Origin of the sequence: Malikia sp., from assembly GCF_028687635.1 — a bacterium.
In the GTDB taxonomy this organism is placed as follows: Bacteria; Pseudomonadota; Gammaproteobacteria; order Burkholderiales; family Burkholderiaceae_C; genus Malikia.
This window is the reverse complement of the sequence record NZ_JAQTZS010000001.1, coordinates 92,072-111,551: the sequence shown is the minus strand read 5'-3', so window position 1 is coordinate 111,551 and position 19,480 is coordinate 92,072. Positions and strand designations below refer to the sequence as shown.

Below are 19,480 nucleotides of genomic sequence, written 5' to 3'. Positions count from 1 at the left end.
AAGCCGCTCCAGATGATGACTTTGGTGTGTTCGACCAGATCTTTGGTTTTTTGCCGCACCGATGTCGTCATCCGGCTCGTCCCGATTGGATCTCGCGATCGTACTGTGACAATTCCTCGTCCAGCGCGACTATCCTGCCGACCTCCTTGAGGCTGTCGCCTTGTTCGTACAGGGGATTGCCCTCCTCATCGAAGGCCAGAGTGATGTAGCGGCATGGCACGGCATCCTGGGCGCTGCGCCGCAGCAACTCCAGCTCCTTCATGAGGAAGAAGCTGTGCGTGCCAATGAATACCTGGACCCCCTGCGAGGCCAGACTCATCAGCATCGCGGCCACCACCCTGATCAAACGGGGGTTGAGGTTGGACTCCGGCTCGTCCCAGAACACGATCCCCCGCTTGGTGAGTGCGCCGTTGCGCAGCAGGTAGGCGATGGTGGCAATCTTGCGGATCCCTTCCGCCACCAGCGGCATCTCGGTCTTGCCGTTCTCGCTGTCGAGGTAGAAGCTGTCGCCCACGCGGACGACGGTTCCGCCCAGGTGCTGCTCGATCGGGTCGAGCAGTTGTTTGATCGCTTCCAGGCGCGGGCCGCGCAGCGGAGCGCCGTCCAGCGCGAGGCACAGGTCGAAGTAGGTTTCGTCGATCGCCAGTTCGCGGTTGCGATAGAGCGACGCGAAGCCGGGAAACATCGAGAGCACTTCCTTGGTCGGAATGAAGATCGGCTCGGCCTCCAGGAACTTCTTGGGCGAGGTGGTTTCGTCGAACTGCACCTCGACCTTGGAGACGCTCGAAAACGTGAAGGCCCAGTCGTCCGCCACTTCCGAGAACTGCAGCTTTACCTTCGAGGAGGCCCGCCCGCCGACCACGCCACGGGCGCGATGACTGCGCACCAGGCGCCCGAGCTTGTCGGGTCGGAAGACACCGACCATCTTGCTGGCCAGGTCCTTTTGCAACTGCGCCTTGGTCGGGGCGGGACTGGATTTGCTGGCGGCATGGCTGGCCGAGCTGATGGCATACGCGATCTTCAGCAGGTGGCTCTTGCCGGTGCCGTTCTCGCCGATGACGACGTTGATGCCAGGGGCGAACGAGAAATCGATCTGGTCGAAGGTGGTGAACTGCCTCAGCGTCAGTTTCTCAAGCATGCAGATCTCCTGTGGCCGTATGCCTCACTGTGCCGGATTTTTTCCTGGAGCGGGTCGAGCCGGATCCGCTGCCAGCCTGACTCGCGGCCAGGCGCTTGAGCAACTCGGCCGCCGGTTCGTCGTCCGGGTCCTGCGCTACCAGCTCGCCCCGGAAGGCCTTGGCCAGCAGGGCAGGGGTCAGGCGGTTGGCTGCGGTTCGGGCGGTTTGCAGCCGGGCTTCGAGGCGGTCGACGAAGGCGAACAGGGTTTCGACGCGGCGGACGATTTCGGCTTGCTCGTCGAGCGGTGGCAGGTTGACTTTAATTCGACGAAGCCCACCAAGGGGAATCGTCATCTGGGCTGTACCAGTTGCAACAGCAATCGCTTGCCTTTTTACATCGTTTGATTCGAGTAAATAACGCAGATAGGAGCTTGAAACTTTAATTAAATCTGGCTTTAAAATTGCAATGTGACGCTGAAATGTGAAAGGCTCGTCAGTTGCCACTAGTGCGGGTATGCCAATAGACCCTGTGACGGAAAATAAAACGTCTCCTCGTGCTGGGCGTCGTTTCTCGTCAAGTGCAGAGAAGTAGGAGTTAGGAACGTAGCGAGTCGCCTTGTGCAGATCAAGATGTCCACCATGTAGTGCGGAAATGGTGATAAACGGAATTCCAGAAATCACTTGGGGTGGCGCCTGATGATCGCCATCAGAAATGGAATGACAAATTTCCTGTATTTCTTTTGACTGCCATTCTGCCAAACCGGAACCGCGCCAATCCTCCGTCAACCGCCCCGACGTGGCAGCCGTCAGCACCGACTGCCGGAAGCGCTTGAGGAGGAGCACGACGCGGGCCAGACGGGAATTGACGGCATCCACGCGAGTCAGGACGGTGTCGAGCTTGTCGGCGATGCGTTTTTGCTCGGTCAACGGTGCAACAGGAATTTCAAATCCCAAGATCTGTTGCTTGGTCAACGCTTGGCGCGTAGTTCCCGTGTTGTCTGCCCAGATTTTTGATTGAACTGCCGGGCTGGATAAGTAGGCGTTCAAGTACCGACTGTCGATGCAGGAGTTCGGTCGGATGATGCAGACGTGTTGATTAACGCGAGCACCATCCATGTCTGAAGGCGCAAGTGTCACCCGTCCTATGGACGCACCTGTGATGTTCAACAGCACGTCTTGCGCGCGCACGGTTGCTCCGTCAAGTGCGGAGGCCTGCTGTCCATCGATAAAGGCCAACCCGTCTCGCTTGAAGCCAAAGAACACCACATTCATGGATCTGATGAGCGGGGTTCCGGTTGACTTGTATGCGGCCTCACCACCCAACGGCGTCGCCCCACTGCCCACTTTCTGAGCAATGTCTGCAATGGAAGCAGTCGTCCAGTTGCCGGTCATTCGGTATCCTCGCCTTCGGTGTGAAGTGGGGCATGACCCCACGGCATTTGTCCCACAGCCTGTGGGATAAATGCGTGCTGCGAAAGTGCGGTCATGCGGCCTCCGGGGCTTCGCCCAGCTCCGCCAATATCGCTTCCAGCTCCTCGATCGCCCCGTTCAGCTCCGCCATGGCCTCGCTGGCCAGCACGGCGGGCTCGGGCAGGTCGGCGGCATCCTCGGCGCTGTCGTCCTTCAGCCAGGCAATGTCCAGGCTGTCGCCTTTTTCCTTTGTGATCCACTCGCGGCTGAAGCGTCGCAAGCGCCCTTGCTCGCCCTGGTCCTGTCGCTCGCTCAGGCCGTTGGGGTCTTCGCCATAGGCAGCGATGAAGTCGGCAAAGTGCGCATGCGTCAGCGGCGTGCGCTTGCCGAACTTGGGCGCGTTGGCGCGCATGTCGTACACCCAGACCTCCCGGGTGCCGCCGGTGGCGGCCTGGCTGATCTTCTGGAAGAACAGCACGTTGGTCTTGACGCCCTGGGCGTAGAAGATGCCGGTGGGCAGGCGCAGCACGGTGTGCAGCCGGCACTTGTCCATCAGGTCGCGCCGGATGTCGGCGCCCACGCCGCTCTCGAACAGCACGTTGTCGGGCAGCACCACGGCGGCGCGGCCCCCGTCGCGCAGGTGGCGCACGATGTGCTGCAGAAAGGCCAGCTGCTTGTTGCCGGTGGTGAAGGTCAAATCGTCGCGGGTGGGGCCGCCGCCGCCCTTGGCGGTGCCGAACGGCGGGTTGCTCAGGATGATCTGGCTCCTGGGCAAGGCACTGCCCGCGCTGCCCAGCGTGTTGCCCACATGCACCACGCCCTCGGCGTCGCCTTCCATGCCGTGCAGCAGGCAGTTCATCAGCGCCAGCCGGCGCGTGCCCGGCACCAGTTCCATGCCCAGGAAGGCCTGGTTGCGCTGGAACTGGCGCTGCTTCTCGTCCAGGTCGTAGTGGTCGTCGGTGTGGTCCTTGATGTAGCGGTCGGCCGCGATCAGGAAGCCGGCCGTGCCCGCCGCCGGGTCCTGCACGGTTTCGCCGGGCTGCGGCTTGAGCAGCTGCACGATGGTGTCGATCAGCGGGCGCGGCGTGAAGTACTGGCCGGCGCCGCTCTTGGTTTCGCTGGCGTTCTTTTCCAGCAGGCCTTCGTACAGGTCGCCCAGCCCGTCCTGGCGCGCGCTGAACCAGTCGATGCCGTCCAGGCTCTTGACCAGTTGCTCCAGGTGGCGTGGTTCCTTGATGCTGGTTTGCGCGTCGGCGTAGATGGCGGCGATCAGCCGGTCGTCGCTGGTCGAGAGCTTGAACAGCGTCTCGCGGTAGTGGCGCAGCAGGTTCAGGCCGCTCTTGTCGCGCAGCTCGGGCCAGCGGGCGTATTCCGGCAGCATGTGCTTCTGCAGCAGGCCGCTTTCGGTGTTCTCGTGCTCCATCTTGATGAACAGCAGCAACACCAGCTCGGTCACGTAGTCGCTGTAGTTGATGCCGTCGTCGCGCAGCACGTCGCAGAGGTTCCAGAGCTTCTGGACGATGTCTTGGGTGGTCATGGGTGGGCGTGATCCGGAAATGCGAAACCCCTCACATGACACACCGCGCTTGCGCCGGGGGCCGAGGTAAGGGGCATATTGCTGGCAATCCTATCACCCGCTCAGGCCACCTGCGGCCACAGGCCAGAGGCCAGCTCGCCCATGACTGGCTCCAGCTGGCCGCCCAGCAGCTTGTCGAGCTGTTTGGCGCCGCCGTCGCTGGCAAAGGCGTGGTTGACGAAGTCGTGGTCGATCACCAGCTCGTGCGTGAGCTGCTTGGCCAGCCGTTCCAGCCATTTGCGCTGCACGGGCGTCCAGGGGCGCAGGGTGTAGGTTTTTTGCATCGCGCGCGCCACTCGCTGCTCGAAGGGCAGCAGGGCTTCGCCCAGCGCCGCCTGGCGGATGTAGGCGATGAGGCCGGCGGCAATGTCCTGGTTGCTCTGGTTGCGCCAGGCGGCCTTGAGCTTGGCTTCGGAGTAGCCGGCGCCGTCGAGCAGCAGGCGCAATTCCTTGAGCTGGGCGCGGCTCAGGTCCTTGGGCCGGTTGACCACCGTCGCCATCGCCACGGATTGGTTGAGCTGCTGGCGCACGAAGTCGCCGAAGCTGCCCAGGTAGTCCTCGGGTTTGGCGTAGGTGCCCCAGCTCTGGGTGCGCTCCTGCAGCTCGTCCGCGTGCTGGGAAATGACGGGCAGGTACGTCGTTCCCAGCAATTGCTTGACTTCCCCGATCTGCACCAGCAGCCGGGTGTGCTGGCGCAGGAAGTCCGCCGCTGCCTGGGGGCCGCCTTCCCGTCCGAGCTGGCGCAGGTGCCGGTGCAGGTCCTTCGGGGCCACGCCCCATTGCTGTTCCAGTTGTTCCAGCCTTTCCTTCAGGGCCGGCTTTTTCTCGGCCTTGTGCTGGGCGTCGCGCAGCACGCGCATCAGCTTCTGGTTGAGCTGGTCGAGCAGGTCGTGCGCATGGGTCCGGTCCGGCGCGCTGCCGGTGGTGACGTAGGCGTTGGGCTGCTCGAGCTCGGCGACCAATTGCTCCAGCGTCACGCTGGGGTCTTTCACCAGCGGCTGCATGGTGTTGACCGCCTGTAGCGAGGCATAGAGGTCCACCGGATCGTAGATCTTGAAGACGGTCTTGCCGATGTCGTCGCAGCGTCGGGTGGCGCGGCCGATCATCTGCTCGTACAGGATGCGGCTCTTGACCCGGCGCAGGAACACCAGGTGACAGATGGGCGGCACGTCGATGCCGGTGGTCAGCAGGTCGACCGTGAGGGCGATGGTGGGAAAGCGCTCGTTCTTGTAGCGCCGGATCAGCTGGTCCACCTTGTCCGAGGCGCCGGTGATCTTTTCCACGGCGGCCTGGTTGTATTGCTCGCCATGGACGGACTTGAAGGCGTCGCTCAGCAGGCGCTTGATCATGTCGGCGTGCGCGTCGGTGGCGCAGAAGATCATGACCTTCTCCTCGCCCATCGGGTCCAGCTCCCGGGCCAGCTGTTCGCAGATGACGCGGTTGAAGTCCTCGTTGATGACGCGGCGGTTGAAGCTCTCGAGCGCGAAGTTCAGTTCGTCGTCGAGCTCGGCGACTTCGATTTCGCCGGTGGCCAGGTTGATGGCCTCGACCTGCTGGCCCTTGTCGAAGTGGATGCCGTGACGGGTCAGCAGCGTCTCGTAGCGGATGGGTGGCTCGTGGTCGATCAGCCAGTCGTCGGCCACCGCTTCGCGGTAGGAGTAGGTGTAGACGGGCTTGCCGAAGATCTCGATGGTGTGGCGGGCCGGGGTGGCGGTCAGGCCGATCCTGGCCGCGTCGAAGTAGTCCAGCACGCGCCGGTAGGTGCTGAGGTACTGGTTGGGGTCGCGCAGGGCCAGTTCGCCCTCGGTCATGTCCTGGTCCAGCGTGTAGCCCCGATGGGCTTCGTCCACGATGATGCAATCAAACGCATCGAGCGCGGGCGGGTTGTCGCTGGCAAAGATGCGCTTGACCATGGCCTGCACGGTGGCGACCTGCACGCGGGTTTCGGCCTCGTGCGCCATGTCGCCCAGCTCGGCGACGTGGTAGATCCTGGACAGCGGCTGGCTGAGCTCCAGCGGTGCCTCGTTGAAGGCGTCCAGCGCCTGCTGGCCCAGCGCGGTGCGGTCCACCAGGAACAGGATGCGCCGGAACCGCTCGGCCTTGAGGAAGCGGTAGATCAGCCCGATGATGGTGCGGGTCTTGCCCGTGCCGGTGGCCATGGCCAACAGGCATTGGGTCTGGCCATTTGCCAAGGCGCTTTCGACCGCTGAAATGGCTTTTTGCTGGTAGTCGCGCAGGCCCAGGTAGGCAAGGCTCTCCTGGCGCAGCCTGGCTTCGGCCTCGGCTCGGCTGCGCCTGAGCTGGTCCAGCAAGCCGGCCGGGGAGTGAAAGCCCTGCAGCGGCCTGGCCAGGCGGGAGGGGTGGCGCAGGTCGCGGTGCCAGGTGCCGCTGGCTTCCGGGCTCTGCTTGAGCAACGGGCGGCCGTTGCACGAGTAGACGAAGGGCAGCTGGAACAGCCCGCCTTGTCCGTCGGGCCAGGGGGCGTTGCGCCCTTCGGCGAGCCAGGCGGCTTCGTGATCCGGCTCGATGACGACCCCCCGGGCGTAACGCTCGGCCTGGGCGATCTTGCCGGCCACGTTGGTGTTCAGCCGCTTGGCCTCCACCGCCGCGATGGGGGTGAGGCCGGCGAACAGCATGTAGTCGGCGCGCTGCTGGCCCTGGGTGGGCCATTCGGCAATGGCCTGGTGCTTGCCGCGCTCAGGGCGGGCGCCTTTCGCGTGGGTCAGCTCCAGGGTGTCGGCTTCCCAGCCGGCGTCCACCAGCATCTGGTCGATGAGTCGCCGGGTGGCGGCCTCGTCCATGGTCAGTTCGGCCAGCAGTGGCGAATCCTTGGCAAGAAAGCTGGAGTGGCTGCGCATTTCTGAACGATGGCGTAATTAGCAATTGTTGTTGGGTTCAGAAGATTCTAGGCGTTTATCGATGCGCGGCCCGCATACACTTTCCGCATGAGCCCAGCCTTCACCCGCGAAACCGATGCCGATGACGACGAGGATCTCGGCCTGCCCAGGCTGCCCGCTGGCGGCAAGAACTACATCACCCGCGCCGGCCACGATCGCTTGAGAGCCGAGCTGTTGCAGCTGCTCGACGTCGAGCGCCCCAGGATGGTGGAGATCGTGCATTGGGCCGCCAGCAACGGCGACCGCTCGGAAAACGGCGACTACCTCTATGGCAAGAAGCGGCTGCGCGAGATCGATCGCCGCATCCGCTTCCTGACCCGGCGACTCGACATCGCGGTGGTGGTCGACCCTTCGCTGCACCACGGCAGGGATCAGGTCTTCTTCGGCGCCACCGTGACCTACGCGCGCGAGGACGGCAGCGAGACCAGCGTGACCCTGATGGGCATCGACGAGGCCGACAGCGCCCAGGGCCAGATCAGCTGGATCGCGCCGGTGGCGCAGGCGCTGCTCAAGGCGCGCGTGGGCGACGAGGTCCGCTTGCGCACGCCCGCCGGCTGGGAGACGCTTGAGCTGCTGAAGGTCAGCTATCCGCCGCCAGCGGCCTGAAGGAGCCAGCGCCGCCGGCCACGCTCAGGTCGCGCCGTGGTGGTCGCTGCCCGGGCGTTCGCGGTGGATCCGCATCACCGACGGCGTGCGCTTGAGGCTGCGCAGCACATGGGCCAGGTGGATGCGGTCGCGCACCGCCACCGTGAAGCGGATGTCCAGGTCGGACAGCACCGGCTCCTTGCTCATCTGCAGGTGCGTGATGTCGGCCTCGGCGGCGGCCAGCGCGGCGGCGGCCTTGGCCAGCGCGCCCTTGACGTTGTTGAGCGTGACGAGCAGGCAGGTTTCGAAGGAGCGCACCGGCTCGTCCGACCATTCGACCGCGGTGAAGCGTTCACTGTCGCGCAGCAGCTGCTTCTGGATGACGGGACAGTCGTCGGTATGCACCACCAGGCCCTCGCCACGGCCCAGGTAGCCCACGATGGCGTCGCCCGGAATCGGGTGGCAGCAGCTCGCATAACGGACCGAGGCGCCCTCGCTGCCGTCGAGCGCGAGCACGCCCTGGCTGAGCTGGTCGTGGCCGCCCGCGTAGCGTTCCTGCGTCATCAGCAGCACGTCGGGCTTGAGGCCGGCCTCGCCCAGCAGCCTGGCGAGCTTGATCGCGACCATGGAGGCGATGCGCTTGCCCAGGCCGATATCGGTCAGCAGCTCGTCACGGTTGCGGTTGCCGGTGAAGCGCAGCAGCCGCTCCCACAGTCCGGGCGGCTGGCCGACGCCGTCGGGCAGGGCGGCGATGCCCTCGGCGCGCAGCGCCTGCAGCAGCAGCCGTTCGCCCAGCTCGTGCGACTCCTTGAGCTCCATGGTCTTGAGGTGGTGGCGGATCTTGGAGCGCGCCCGCCCGGTGCGCACGAAGCTCAGCCAGGCCGGGTTGGGCTTGGCGTGCGGCGAGGTGGCGATCTCGACCACGTCGCCGTTCTTGAGCTCGGTGTGCAGCGGGGTCTGCTCGCGGTTGACCAGCGCGCCGATCGCGTGCGAGCCCACGTCGGTGTGGATGGCATAGGCGAAGTCGATCACGGTCGCGCCGCGCGACATGGCCATGATGCGGCCCTTGGGCGTGAAGACATACACCGCCTCGGGGAACAGGTCGACCTTGACATGGTCCCAGAACTCGACCGCGTCGTTGGTCTCCTGCTGGATGTCGAGCAGCGACTGCAGCCACTGGGTGTTGAGGTCCCGCGCCGCCGTGCTGTCGGGTTCGCTGGCCTTGTAGAGCCAGTGCGCGGCCACGCCGGAATCGGCCACCACGTCCATGGTCTCGGTGCGCAGCTGGAACTCGATGTTGGTGCCGAACGGGCCCACCAGCGTGGTGTGCAGCGACTGGTAGCCGTTGGCCTTGGGGATGGCGATGTAGTCGCGGAACTTGCCTGGCAGCGGCTTGTAGAGCTGGTGCAGCACGCCCAAGGCGGCATAGCACTGCATCAGGTCGGGCAGGATGATGCGAAAGCCGTAGATGTCGGTCACCTGCGCGAAGGACAGGTGCTTGACCCGCATCTTGTGGTAGATCGAGAACAGGGTCTTCTCGCGCCCGCGTATGAAGGTCTCCATGCCGTGCTGGCCGAAGGCGTTGTCGACCTCGGCGTGCACGCGCGCGATCAGGTCCTTGCGCCGGTTGCGCGACTTGTCCAGCGCCTTGTTCAGCACCGCGTAGCGCCAGGGAAACAGGTGCTTGAAGGCCAGCTCCTGCAGTTCGCGGTAGCTGTGGTTGAGGCCCAGGCGGTGCGCGATCGGCGCGTAGATCTCGATCGTCTCGGACGAGATGCGCTCCCACTTGCTGCGCGGCATGTCGCCCATGGTGCGCATGTTGTGGGTGCGGTCGGCCAGCTTGATCAGGATCACGCGCACGTCGCGCGCCATCGCCAGCAGCATCTTGCGGAACGACTCGGCCTGGTTGTGCTCGCGCGAGTGGAATTCGAGCTTCTCCAGCTTGGTCAGCCCGTCGACCAGTTCCGCCACCGGCATGCCGAAGCGCTCGATCAGGTCGGCCTTGCTGATGCCGCAGTCTTCCATCACGTCGTGCATCAGCGCGGCCGACAGTGCCTGCGCGTCGAGCTTCCATTCGGTGCAGATCTGCGCCACCGCGATCGGGTGCGTGATGTAGGGGTCGCCGTTCTTGCGCATCTGGCCCAGATGGGCTTCGTCGGCCAGGCGGTAGGCGCGGCGCACCAGTTCGATGTCGGCCGGGCTCAGGTAATCCAGGCAGGTTTCCAGCGCGGCGAAGCTGGCGGCGGAAGCCCTGGCCGCCGCCTGTGCGGGGCTCAGAGTGGGGGTCGAGGTCGCATCCTGATTCATCCCTTTACTTTAGCCTGAATGGATGCGGATTGATGCCGTTGCTGGGATTTGCGTCCAGGCGCATGGCCTGAAAAAGAAAAAGCACCGCGCCGCGGTGCCTTCGGTCCGTGGCGTCGGTGCCTGCTTCAGATCGGGACCTTCTTCAGCATCTCCAGGCCGACCTTGCCTTCGGCGATCTCGCGCAGGGCGGTCACGCAGGGCTTGTTCTTGGTCTCGACCCGGGGGGTGTGGCCCTGGTGCAGCATGCGGGCGCGGTAGGTCGCGGCCAGCACGAGCTGAAAGCGGTTGGGGATCTTTTCCAGACAGTCTTCAACGGTGATGCGTGCCATGACGGGCTCCGGTGCGGCGCAGGGCCTTGGGGGGATTAGGGGATATTGAGGGCGCGGAAGGTGTCGGCACGGGCGCGACGCTGAGCGGCCAACTTGAGCCGCTGCGCGTGCGCAATGGCTTTCAGGTCGAAAAGCGCGCGCTCGAACAGTTCGTTGATTATAACGAAATCGAACTTGTCGACCTGTGCGACTTCCTGGGCGGCGTTTTTCATGCGCAGCTCGATGGTGTCCTCGGAGTCCTCGTTGCGGCGCTGCAGCCGCGCGCGCAGCTCGGGCCAGCTCGGCGGCAGGATGAAGATCAGCACCGCGTTGGGGAACTGGTCCTTGATCTGGACCGCGCCCTGGAAGTCGATCTCGAGCACGATGTCGGCGCCGGCGGCGATCTTGTCCTCGATGGTCTGGCGCGAGGTGCCGTAGCGGTTGCCGTGCACCTGCGCCCACTCGACGAAGGCGTCGGCCGCCACCATGCGGTCGAATTCCTCGTGGCTGGTGAAGTAGTACTCGCGCCCGTGCAGTTCCTGGCCGCGCGGCGCGCGGGTGGTGTGCGACACGGACAGCTCCATGTGCGAATCGACTTCCAGCAGGGCCTTGACCAGGCTGGACTTGCCGGTGCCGCTCGGGGCAGCGACGACGTAGAGGTTGCCGGGGTAATCCATCTTGTTTTCGTTCATTCGAGGTTCTGCACCTGTTCGCGCATCTGCTCGATCATGACCTTCATGTCGACCGAGATCCGGGTCAGCTCCAGGCTGGACGACTTGCTGCCCAGGGTGTTGGCCTCGCGGTGCAGCTCCTGGATGAAGAAGTCCAGCCGCTTGCCGACCTCGCCACCCTTGCCGATCAGGCGTTCGATCTCGTCGAGGTGGGCCTGCAGGCGGGTCAGTTCCTCGGCCACGTCGATGCGGATCGCGAACGCGGTGGCTTCGGACAGGGCGCGCTCCTGCGCGGCCTGGGCGGCGGCGTCGGCTCGCGCCGCGCCTAGCGCCTCGTTCCAGCGCTCCAGGAAGCGCTGGCGCTGCAGCTCGACCAGCTGCGGCACCATCGGCTGGGCCTGGGCCGCCAGCGCGCGCAGCTGGGCCACGCGGTCCAGCAGCATGGCGCAGAGCTTGGCGCCTTCGCGTTCGCGCGAGGCGGTGAATTCGTCGACCGCGTGACGCGCCAGCGCGAGCAGTTCATCGCTCAAGCCGGTCGGCACGGGCGCGCTGCGGCCCAGCGTGGCCAGCGCCTCGGCGACCGAGAGCGGGCGCGACTGCGGCATCCAGGCCAGTACCTGGTCCTGCACGCTGATCAGCTTTTGCAGCTCGGCCATGCTGGGCTGGCGCAGCGCGTGGTCGCCGCGGCCCTCGATCCAGGCGCGCACCTCGACCTTGCCGCGCTTGACGCGGGCACTGATCAGCTCGCGCAGCGCGGGCTCGGCCGGGCGCAGTTCGTCCGACAGGCGAAAGCCCAGGTCGAGGAAGCGGCTGTTGACCGAGCGGATTTCCAGGCCCAGGGTGGCCGAAGCCGCGGGCGTGGGGAGGTCGGTATCGGCGGGCTGGCTCTGGGCCGTGGCATAGCCGGTCATGCTGTAAACTGGCATTTCAATTCTCGCAGTCGGGACGCAACGGCTTAAGGTTGCAGAGACGGTGATTATGTCAAAGACCAGGGGGGCCTCACCGCGACCCGCGTCGCGGGCAGCTATTCTCCAGCCCCCATTCATTGCTCAAGACTTCCATGACCGATCCGATCCTGACCGCGACGGCCCCGCGTGCCGATGGCCGCCGACCCGATGCCCTGCGCCCGGTGCGCATCACCCGTAACTACACCATGCATGCCGAGGGCTCGGTGCTGGTCGAGTTCGGCCACACCAGGGTACTCTGTACCGCCTCGGTCGAGGAAAGGGTGCCGCCGCACCAGCGCGGCAGCGGCGAGGGCTGGGTCACGGCCGAGTACGGCATGCTGCCGCGCGCCACCCACACCCGCAGCAGCCGCGAGGCGGCCAAGGGCAAGCAGAGCGGGCGCACCCAGGAGATCCAGCGCCTGATCGGGCGCTCGCTGCGCGCGGTGTTCGACCTCAAGGCGCTCGGCGAGCGCACCATCACGCTCGACTGCGACGTGCTGCAGGCCGATGGCGGCACCCGCACCGCCGCGATCACGGGCGCCTTCGTCGCCGCGCAGGACGCGGTGCACAGGCTGCTGGCCGAGGGCAAGCTGGTGGACAGCCCGGTGCTGCATCCGGTGGCGGCGGTCTCGGTCGGCATCGTCCATGGCCAGCCGGTGCTCGACCTCGACTACCTGGAAGATGCTGGCTGCGACACCGACATGAACGTGGTCATGACCGGCGCCGGTCACTATGTCGAGGTCCAGGGCACGGCCGAGGGGGTGCCCTTCAGCCGCGAGGAAATGAACCAGCTGCTGCTGCTGGCCGAGCGGGGCATAGCTGAGCTGATCGTGCTGCAGCAGGCCGTGCTGGCCGGCGCCGACGTGATCTGAGGAGCTGGACATGACAGGTCGAAAACTGGTACTGGCGTCCAACAACGCCGGCAAGCTGGCCGAATTGCAGGCCATGTTCGAGTCGCTGGGGGTGGCGCTGATCCGCCAGGGCGAGCTGGGCATCCCCGAGGCGCCCGAGCCGCACCGCACCTTCATCGAGAACGCGCTGGCCAAGGCGCGCCATGCGGCTGCCTTGAGTGGGCTGCCGGCGATGGCCGACGACGCGGGGCTCTGTGTCGACGCCTTCGGCGGCCTGCCGGGGGTGGACACCGCCTACTACTGCACCCAGTTCGGCTACGAGAAAAGCGACGCCAACAATGTGCGCGCGCTGCTGGAGCAGCTGCGGGGGCAGGCCAACCGTCGTGCCGCCATGGTCAGCACCCTGGTCGCGGTGCGCAGCGCCGATGATCCCGAGCCGCTGGTCGCGAGCGGGCGCGTCGCCGGCCTGATCACCGAGCAGCCGATTGGCGCCAACGGCTTCGGCTTCGATCCGGTGATGTTCATCCCCGAGTTCGGCCAGACCTTCGCCCAGCTGAGCAACGAGGTCAAGAACGCCAACAGCCACCGCGGCCGCGCCGCCCGCGCCATGCTGGCGCTGATGCGCGAGCGCTGGTATCCGGACGGCGCCGCATGAACCAGTCCGTCATCCAGCTGCACCGCCCGGGCCAGCTGCGGCTGTCGGCCCTGCCGCCGCTGTCGCTCTACATTCACCTGCCCTGGTGCCTGAGGAAATGCCCTTACTGCGACTTCAACTCGCACGAGGCAGCCCAGGGCGATTTTCCGCAGGAGCGCTACCTGCAGGCGCTGCGCGCCGACCTGGAGTCCAGCCTGCCGCTGATCTGGGGCCGCGGCGTGCACAGCGTCTTCATCGGCGGCGGCACGCCCAGCCTGTTCTCGCCCGACGCGATCGACCGCCTGCTGTCCGACGTCCGGGCGCTGCTGCGGCTGGAAGCCGACACCGAGATCACGCTCGAGGCCAACCCCGGCACCTTCGAGAAGGACCGCTTCAAGGCCTTTCGCGAGGCCGGCGTCACGCGCCTGAGCGTGGGCGTGCAGAGCTTCGATGATCGCTTCCTCAAGGCGCTGGGCCGGGTCCACAGCGCCGACCAGGCCCGGGCCGCGCTCGACGAGGCCGCGCGCCATTTCGAGACCTTCAACATCGACCTGATGTATGCGCTGCCGGGCCAGACCCTGGCCGAGCTGGACCGCGACCTCGACATCGCGCTGGGCTTCAATCCGCCGCACCTGTCGGTCTATCACCTGACGCTCGAACCCAATACCTATTTCGCCAAGTTTCCGCCCGCCTTGCCGGACGAGGACCTGGCTTACGAAATGCTCGACCGCATCACCGAGCGCACCGGGCTGGCCGGGTTGTCGCGCTACGAGGTCTCGGCCTACGCGCGCGCCGGCCACCGCTGTTTCCACAACTGGAACTACTGGCAGTTCGGTGACTACCTGGGCATCGGTGCCGGGGCGCATGGCAAGCTCAGCTTCGCGCACCGCGTGCTGCGCCAGGTGCGCTGGCGCGACCCGCAGCTCTACATGGAGAACGCCTTGCAGGGCCAGCCGATGGCGAGCGAGGAGGAAGTCGCGCCCGCCGAGCTGCCGTTCGAGTTCATGCTCAACGCGCTGCGGCTGCGCGAGGGCTTCCCGCTGGCGCTGTTCAGCGAGCGCACCGGCTTGCCGCTGAGTCGCATCATGCCGGCGCTGCAGCAGGCCGAGGCCAAGGGCTGGATCGAGCGCGATCTGGCCAGTCTGCGCCCGACCGAGCGAGGCTTCGATTTCCTGAGCGATCTGCAGGAACTGTTCCTGCCGGACGAAGTCCGCTGATCCGGCTTTCCCTGCCTGGCAAAGACAGGCGACAATAGCGCATTACCCATGCCGGGGCGAACGCCGCCTCGCGCGTCTAATTCCTGAATACTGTTCGCGTCGTGAATACCTCCAAGCCTTCCTCCAAACCCGCCGATCTCCCGCAACTCGACGCCCTCACGGGCGGAGCCTTCACCGCGCCGACCTCGGGCGAGCGCGCCGCCCGTCTGCGCGAGTGGCTGGCCTCCGAACCCTCCATCGACCGCATGGCCGAGGTCTACCGCGAGCTCTCGCACCGCGACAAGGGCGCGGCCAAGGCCTTGAAGGAAAAGCTCGACGAACTCAAGCGCGCCAAGGCGCAGGAAGCGATCGCCGAGGAATGGGCCGCCAAGGCCCGGGCCCTGATCGAGCAGCCGCGCCTGAACCTGGCCGATGCGATGGCCTGGCAGCGCGACGCCGCCAAGGCCGGCGCGCCGCTGTCGCGCGAACCGCTGGCCGGCCTCAAGGTCGCGCTGGCCGAGCGCATGAAGGCGGTCGAGGACCTGCAACACCGGGTCCAGGTCGAGCGCGAGACCGCGCTGCTGCTGGCCCAGCGCATCGAGGTGCTGTCGACCAAGCCCTGGCGCGAGGCGCAGGCGGTGCTCGCCGGCCTGGGCGCTGACGTGGCACAGTGGCAGGCGGCCGCCCAGCAGTTCGGCGCCGAGCCGGCCTGGGACAGCCTGGACCCCAAGTATCCGAGCCAGCTCGAAGCCTCGCGCGAGCAGCTGACCCTGGTCTGGGAAGCCTTTGGCGCGGCGCTGGAGCAGGCCGCCGCCGCCGCCGAGAGCGCCGAGGCGCCGCTGCCCGCCGTGCCGGTCTGGGCTGACGAGCTGCGCGTCGCGCGCGGCGAAGCCCCCGCCGCCGCCGCCGCCTTTGCGGTCAATCCGGCCGAGCTGGCGCTGCAACAGGCCAAGGCGGCCGAAGTCGTCGGTGCCGCGCTGGCCGCGCTGCAGCAGAATGTGGCCGAGGGTCACACCAAGACCACCGCCAAGGCGGTCGCCGTGCTGCGCGCCGCGCTCAAGGACCATGGCCGCCATGTCTCGACCGAGCTCGAAGCCCTGGTCCAGGCCGCGTTGCTGCAGGCCGGCGAACTGGAGGGCTGGCAGCGCTGGCGCGCCGACCAGCTGCGCGAGGAGCTGCTCGCCAAGGCGGTCGCGCTGACGCAGGCGCCCGAAGGCCAGCGCCCGGGCGGTCGCAAGATCCAGGAGACGCTGCGCGGCCTGCGCGAGCAATGGAAGGCCACCGATCAGGGCGGCGCGCCGAACCACGCGCTGTGGAAGAAGTTCGACGAGGCCTGCACCGCGGCCCACAAGCTGGTCGAGGCCTGGCTGGGCAAGCTCAAGGAGCAGACCGAAGCCAGCCGCGCCCAGCGCCTGGCCATGATCGAGGACCTCAAGGCCTGGACCCTGGCCCATGCCGACAACAGCGACTGGAAGGCGCAGCTGCGCGAACTGCATGCCTTCGCCGAGCGCTGGCGCCAGTCGGGCCATGTGAGCGAGAAGCTCTACACCGAGCTGCAGCCGCTCTGGAAGGTGGCGATGCAGTCGGCCCACGCGCGCCTGGAGGCCGCCCAGTCGGAAAGCATCGCCCGCCGTCACGCGCTGATCGAGGAGGCCAAGGCGCTGGGCGCCGCGCCTTCGCTGCGCATCGATGCGGTCAAGGCGCTGCAGCAGCGCTGGCAGCAGGAGGCGCATGCCGTGCTGCTGGAGCGCAAGCAGGAACAGAAACTGTGGGAAGCCTTCCGCAAGCCGATCGACGAGGCCTTCGAGCGCAAGGGCTCCGAGCGCAGCAAGTCGGCCTCGGCCCTCAGCGAGCATGACAAGCTCGTGCTCGACGCGGCCAAGGCGCTGGAAGCGGCCAATGCCGGCGGCGATGCGCAGCAGATCCGCGCCGCGATGCAGGACCTGCAGGACGCGATCCGTGGCCAGGCGGCTGCCGTCGCCGCCGAGCAGGCCAAGCCGGTGGCGCAAGCGCCGGCCGAGCCTGCGGCTGAAGCCGCGCCCGAAGCCGCAGCCGAGGAGTCGGCCGAGGAAGCGGTTGCCGCTGCTCTGGTCAAGCCGGCTGCCGCGCCCAAGAAGATCGTGGCCGTGCGCGGCGACGATCGCCCCGGCATGGTCAAGGCCCAGCCGGCCGCTGGTGGTCGCCCGGGCGACCGGGGTCCGCGCGCCGGTGGCCGCGACGAGCGTGGTGGTCGCGATGGCCGCCGTGAAGGCTTTGGCCGTCCCGAGCGCGGCGACCGCGACGGCTTCGAGCCGCGTGGCCCGCGTCTGGGCGACGCCGCCTTCCGCGCCCAGCGCGAGGCGGTCGAGCATGCCGAGGCCGCGCTGCGCAAGCTGGCGGCCCAGGCCCATGGCGAGGTGCTGACCCAGCTGCTGGGCGCCTGGGAACAGCGCGATGCGGCAGCCTTGCCCGCCGCGCAAGCCCTGGGTGGCCGCGTCGGCAACGCGCGCGGCGCCTGGGTCCAGGCCGTCGCCAAGGCCCCGGCCGTTGGCGCTGCGGGCGCCGAGAGCCTGCTGCGCCTGGAGATGGCCGCCGAGGTCCCGACCCCGGCCGACCAGCTCGACGCGCGCCGCGCGCTGCAGCTCAAGCTGCTGACCCGTCGCAACGACCCGGCGCCGGCCCAGACCTGGGCCCAGGATGTCGCGCAGGTGCTGGCATCTGACTTTGACGCCGCCCAGGCGCGCCGCCTGCAGAACGCGCTCAAGGTCCTGCTGCGCAAGTGAGCCGGCTGGTCGCCGCGCGCCTCAGCGCGGCGGCCGCCTGAAGAAGGCGTCGAGCAGCGGCGCCAGCTCGGGGAACTCGCGCGCGTGGCGTTGGCGGGCCACCCAGTAGGCCTCGCAACTGCAGGCGAAGAACTCAGCCGGCGCTTCGGCTGCGTAGGCGTCCAGCCAGGGCGCCGGTTCACCGAAGCGCTCGGACAGTTCCAGCTGTTCGCCAAAACGTTCATAGGCCGCATTCCAGGCCTGCTGCCAGCGCCGTTGCGCCGCCGCGCGGCTCAATCCCATGAAGCCCGCCGGCAGCAGTGGGCAGCCGTTCGCCGGCGCGCCAGCCGGCTTGCCGCGCAGGTCGAACTTGTGCGCGAACTCGTGGATCACGAGGTTGTGGCCCTGCGTCGCCGCCTGGCGGCCACCCAACACACGCGACCAGGCCAGCATCACCGGGCCGCCGGCCATGGTCTCGCCGATCAGCGGCTCTTGCCAGCGGTGCAGCACGCCGGCCGCGTCGACGGCCTCGCGCGAGGCCAGCACCTCGTCCGGATGCACCACGACGCCGACGAAATCGCCATACCAGTCCAGCGCCTTCTCGCCCAGATGCAGCAGCGGCAGGCAGGCCTGGGCCGCGATGCTCAGCGCGATCGCGTCGCTGATCAGCAGGCCTTGCGCACCGTGGAATTCCTTCTCGGCCAGGAAGCGCGCGCTCAATTGCCGCAACCGTTGTCGTTCGCCTTGGTCCAGATCGTGCAGACAGGGCAGGCCGGCCAGGGTCTTGTGCCAGAGCTTGCCGGGGATCTCGGGCGGGGCGGACAGGGTCGGGTGTGCCAGCCAGCGCCGCAGCCGGCCCGGCAGTCGTTTCACCAGGCGTTGCCAAAGGCCTTTGGGTTGCGCCATCGGGCGTTTTCCTGGCGGCTTCAGCCCGCCAAGGTGATCCGGTGCCAGCCGTCGGCGTCGAGTCGCAGCGCTTCGGCGCGCGCGGGCCGCGCATCGACATCCCAGTCGCTCAGCACCAGCCGCTGCAGCCCGTCGCCCAGCCCGTGACGGGCCGGCTGGTGGGTGTGGCCGTGCACCAGCTGGTCGGCCTGGCAGGCTCGCAGCCATTCCCTGGCCATGGTCGGATCGACGTCGGCCCAGTGCATTTGCGGGTCCAGCTTGCGCGCCTCGCTTTGCGCGCGCAGGCCGCGGGCCAAGGCCGCGCGCTCGGACAGCGGGCGCGCCAGGAAGGCCGCCTGCCAGTCGGGGCGGCGCACCTGGTCGCGGAAAGCCAGGTAGTCGGCATCGTCCAGACACAGCGCGTCGCCATGGCTCAGCAGCAGGCGCTGCTCGCCCCAGCGCAGCCGGGTCGGGTCGGGGATCAGGGTGGCGCCGCTGGCGGCGGCAAAGCGCGCGCCGAGCAGGAAGTCGCGGTTGCCATGCATGACGTAGAGCGCGCGCCGGGCCGAGAAGGCGCGCAGATCGGCGCAGATGCCGGCCAGAAAGTCATATTCGGTCTCGGTCGACCGTTCGGCGGGGGCAGCGTCGAGCAGGTCGTCGCCGATCCAGACCTCGAACAGGTCGCCCAGGATGAAGAGCGCATCCGCCGCGCAGTCCCGCAGGTAGTGCCTGAAGGCCTGCGCGGTGGCGGGCTCGCCGTCCTGCAGGTGCAGGTCGGAGATGAAGTCCAGCGCGCGCCAGCCGGCTGGGGCGTTCAATTCGCCCCAGCCTGCCAGCGCGGCGGGATCAGAGCGCAACGGCCTTTTCGATCACGACATCGGTGACCGGCACATCGCTGTGATAGCCCTTGTTGCCGGTCTTGACGCCACGGATCTTGTCGACGATCTCGGTGCCCTTGACGACCTTGCCGAACACGGCATAGCCCCAGCCGCTCGGGGTCTCGCTCTTGAAGTTCAGGAACTCGTTGTTGGCCACGTTGATGAAGAACTGGGCGGTCGCCGAGTGCGGGGCGTTGGTGCGCGCCATCGCGACGGTGTACTTCTCGTTCTTGAGCTGGTTGTTGGCTTCGTTCCTGATCTCGGCGCCGGTGGGCTTTTGCGTCATGCCGGGCTCGAAACCGCCGCCCTGGACCATGAAGCCGTCGATCACGCGGTGGAAGACGGTGTTGTCGTAATGACCGCTCTTGACATAGTCAAGGAAGTTGGCGGCCGAGATCGGCGCCTTCTCGTCGTCGAGTTCGAGCGTGATGACGCCGTGGTCCTTGATGTGCAGTTCGACTTGGGGGTTGGCCATG

At 67.1% G+C, this 19,480-nt stretch carries 16 protein-coding genes; 5 read left to right on the top strand and 11 right to left on the bottom strand.

The window, feature by feature from the left end:
* Positions 1–67: 67 nt before the first annotated feature.
* The 4 genes from PHR85_RS00550 to hsdR form a co-directional block, all read right to left on the bottom strand.
* Complete coding sequence (locus PHR85_RS00550) at positions 68–1,138, bottom strand: ATP/GTP-binding protein (protein WP_300049211.1); 1,071 nt, start codon at positions 1,136–1,138, stop codon at positions 68–70.
* Positions 1,131–2,510 carry a restriction endonuclease subunit S gene (locus PHR85_RS00545; protein WP_300049209.1) on the bottom strand — a complete coding sequence of 460 codons (1,380 nt, stop codon included), beginning with the start codon at positions 2,508–2,510 and terminating at the stop codon, positions 1,131–1,133. Before PHR85_RS00545 ends, PHR85_RS00550 begins: the two co-directional genes overlap by 8 nt.
* Before the next feature lie 91 nt (positions 2,511–2,601).
* Positions 2,602–4,065 carry an N-6 DNA methylase gene (locus PHR85_RS00540; RefSeq protein ID WP_300049207.1) on the bottom strand — a complete coding sequence of 488 codons (1,464 nt, stop codon included), beginning with the start codon at positions 4,063–4,065 and terminating at the stop codon, positions 2,602–2,604.
* Between the two features lie 101 nt (positions 4,066–4,166).
* Positions 4,167–6,962: a type I restriction-modification system endonuclease gene (hsdR, locus tag PHR85_RS00535; protein ID WP_300049205.1), complete on the bottom strand. Its 2,796-nt coding sequence runs from the start codon at positions 6,960–6,962 to the stop codon at positions 4,167–4,169.
* A gap of 87 nt (positions 6,963–7,049) precedes the next feature.
* Between hsdR and greB the strand changes: the two genes are divergently transcribed.
* Positions 7,050–7,607, top strand: a complete 558-nt coding sequence (gene greB / locus PHR85_RS00530) for a transcription elongation factor GreB (RefSeq protein ID WP_300049203.1) — start codon at positions 7,050–7,052, stop codon at positions 7,605–7,607.
* 24 nt (positions 7,608–7,631) lie between these two features.
* Here greB and PHR85_RS00525 read toward each other — a convergent pair whose 3' ends face one another.
* The 4 genes from PHR85_RS00525 to PHR85_RS00510 all read right to left on the bottom strand — a co-directional run bounded on the left by PHR85_RS00525 (position 7,632) and on the right by PHR85_RS00510 (position 11,798).
* Positions 7,632–9,893 carry a bifunctional (p)ppGpp synthetase/guanosine-3',5'-bis(diphosphate) 3'-pyrophosphohydrolase gene (locus PHR85_RS00525; protein ID WP_300049201.1) on the bottom strand — a complete coding sequence of 754 codons (2,262 nt, stop codon included), beginning with the start codon at positions 9,891–9,893 and terminating at the stop codon, positions 7,632–7,634.
* Positions 9,894–10,018: 125 nt separating this feature from the next.
* A complete protein-coding gene (rpoZ, locus tag PHR85_RS00520; protein ID WP_300049198.1) occupies positions 10,019–10,222 on the bottom strand; it encodes a DNA-directed RNA polymerase subunit omega in 204 nt (67 codons plus the stop codon).
* Positions 10,223–10,257: 35 nt separating this feature from the next.
* A complete protein-coding gene (gmk, locus tag PHR85_RS00515; RefSeq protein WP_300049574.1) occupies positions 10,258–10,878 on the bottom strand; it encodes a guanylate kinase in 621 nt (206 codons plus the stop codon).
* A gap of 11 nt (positions 10,879–10,889) precedes the next feature.
* Positions 10,890–11,798, bottom strand: coding sequence for a YicC/YloC family endoribonuclease (locus PHR85_RS00510; RefSeq protein ID WP_300049196.1), 909 nt, complete (start codon positions 11,796–11,798; stop codon positions 10,890–10,892).
* A gap of 134 nt (positions 11,799–11,932) precedes the next feature.
* On the opposite strand from PHR85_RS00510, the gene rph reads away from it, so the two are divergent.
* From rph to PHR85_RS00490, 4 genes are all read left to right on the top strand, one after another.
* The gene (rph, locus tag PHR85_RS00505; RefSeq protein WP_300049194.1) at positions 11,933–12,691 is read left to right on the top strand and encodes a ribonuclease PH; all 759 of its coding nucleotides are present in this window, start codon (positions 11,933–11,935) and stop codon (positions 12,689–12,691) included.
* Positions 12,692–12,701: 10 nt separating this feature from the next.
* Positions 12,702–13,325 (top strand): RdgB/HAM1 family non-canonical purine NTP pyrophosphatase, encoded by a 624-nt coding sequence (gene rdgB / locus PHR85_RS00500; protein ID WP_300049192.1) that lies wholly within the window; start codon positions 12,702–12,704, stop codon positions 13,323–13,325.
* Complete coding sequence (gene hemW / locus PHR85_RS00495; protein WP_300049190.1) at positions 13,322–14,521, top strand: radical SAM family heme chaperone HemW; 1,200 nt, start codon at positions 13,322–13,324, stop codon at positions 14,519–14,521. Before rdgB ends, hemW begins: the two co-directional genes overlap by 4 nt.
* Positions 14,522–14,622: 101 nt before the next feature.
* Positions 14,623–17,262, top strand: a complete 2,640-nt coding sequence (locus PHR85_RS00490; RefSeq protein ID WP_300049188.1) for a DUF349 domain-containing protein — start codon at positions 14,623–14,625, stop codon at positions 17,260–17,262.
* Between the two features lie 21 nt (positions 17,263–17,283).
* Here PHR85_RS00490 and PHR85_RS00485 read toward each other — a convergent pair whose 3' ends face one another.
* The 3 genes from PHR85_RS00485 to PHR85_RS00475 are packed head-to-tail and all read right to left on the bottom strand — an operon-like array spanning position 17,284 to position 19,479.
* Positions 17,284–18,147, bottom strand: coding sequence for a zinc-dependent peptidase (locus PHR85_RS00485; protein WP_300049186.1), 864 nt, complete (start codon positions 18,145–18,147; stop codon positions 17,284–17,286).
* A gap of 20 nt (positions 18,148–18,167) precedes the next feature.
* Entirely contained in the window at positions 18,168–18,983 is an 816-nt protein-coding gene (locus tag PHR85_RS00480; RefSeq protein WP_300049184.1) for a UDP-2,3-diacylglucosamine diphosphatase, read from the bottom strand.
* Positions 18,973–19,479 carry a peptidylprolyl isomerase gene (locus tag PHR85_RS00475; protein ID WP_300049182.1) on the bottom strand — a complete coding sequence of 169 codons (507 nt, stop codon included), beginning with the start codon at positions 19,477–19,479 and terminating at the stop codon, positions 18,973–18,975. Before PHR85_RS00475 ends, PHR85_RS00480 begins: the two co-directional genes overlap by 11 nt.
* Between the last annotated feature and the right edge of the window lies 1 nt (position 19,480).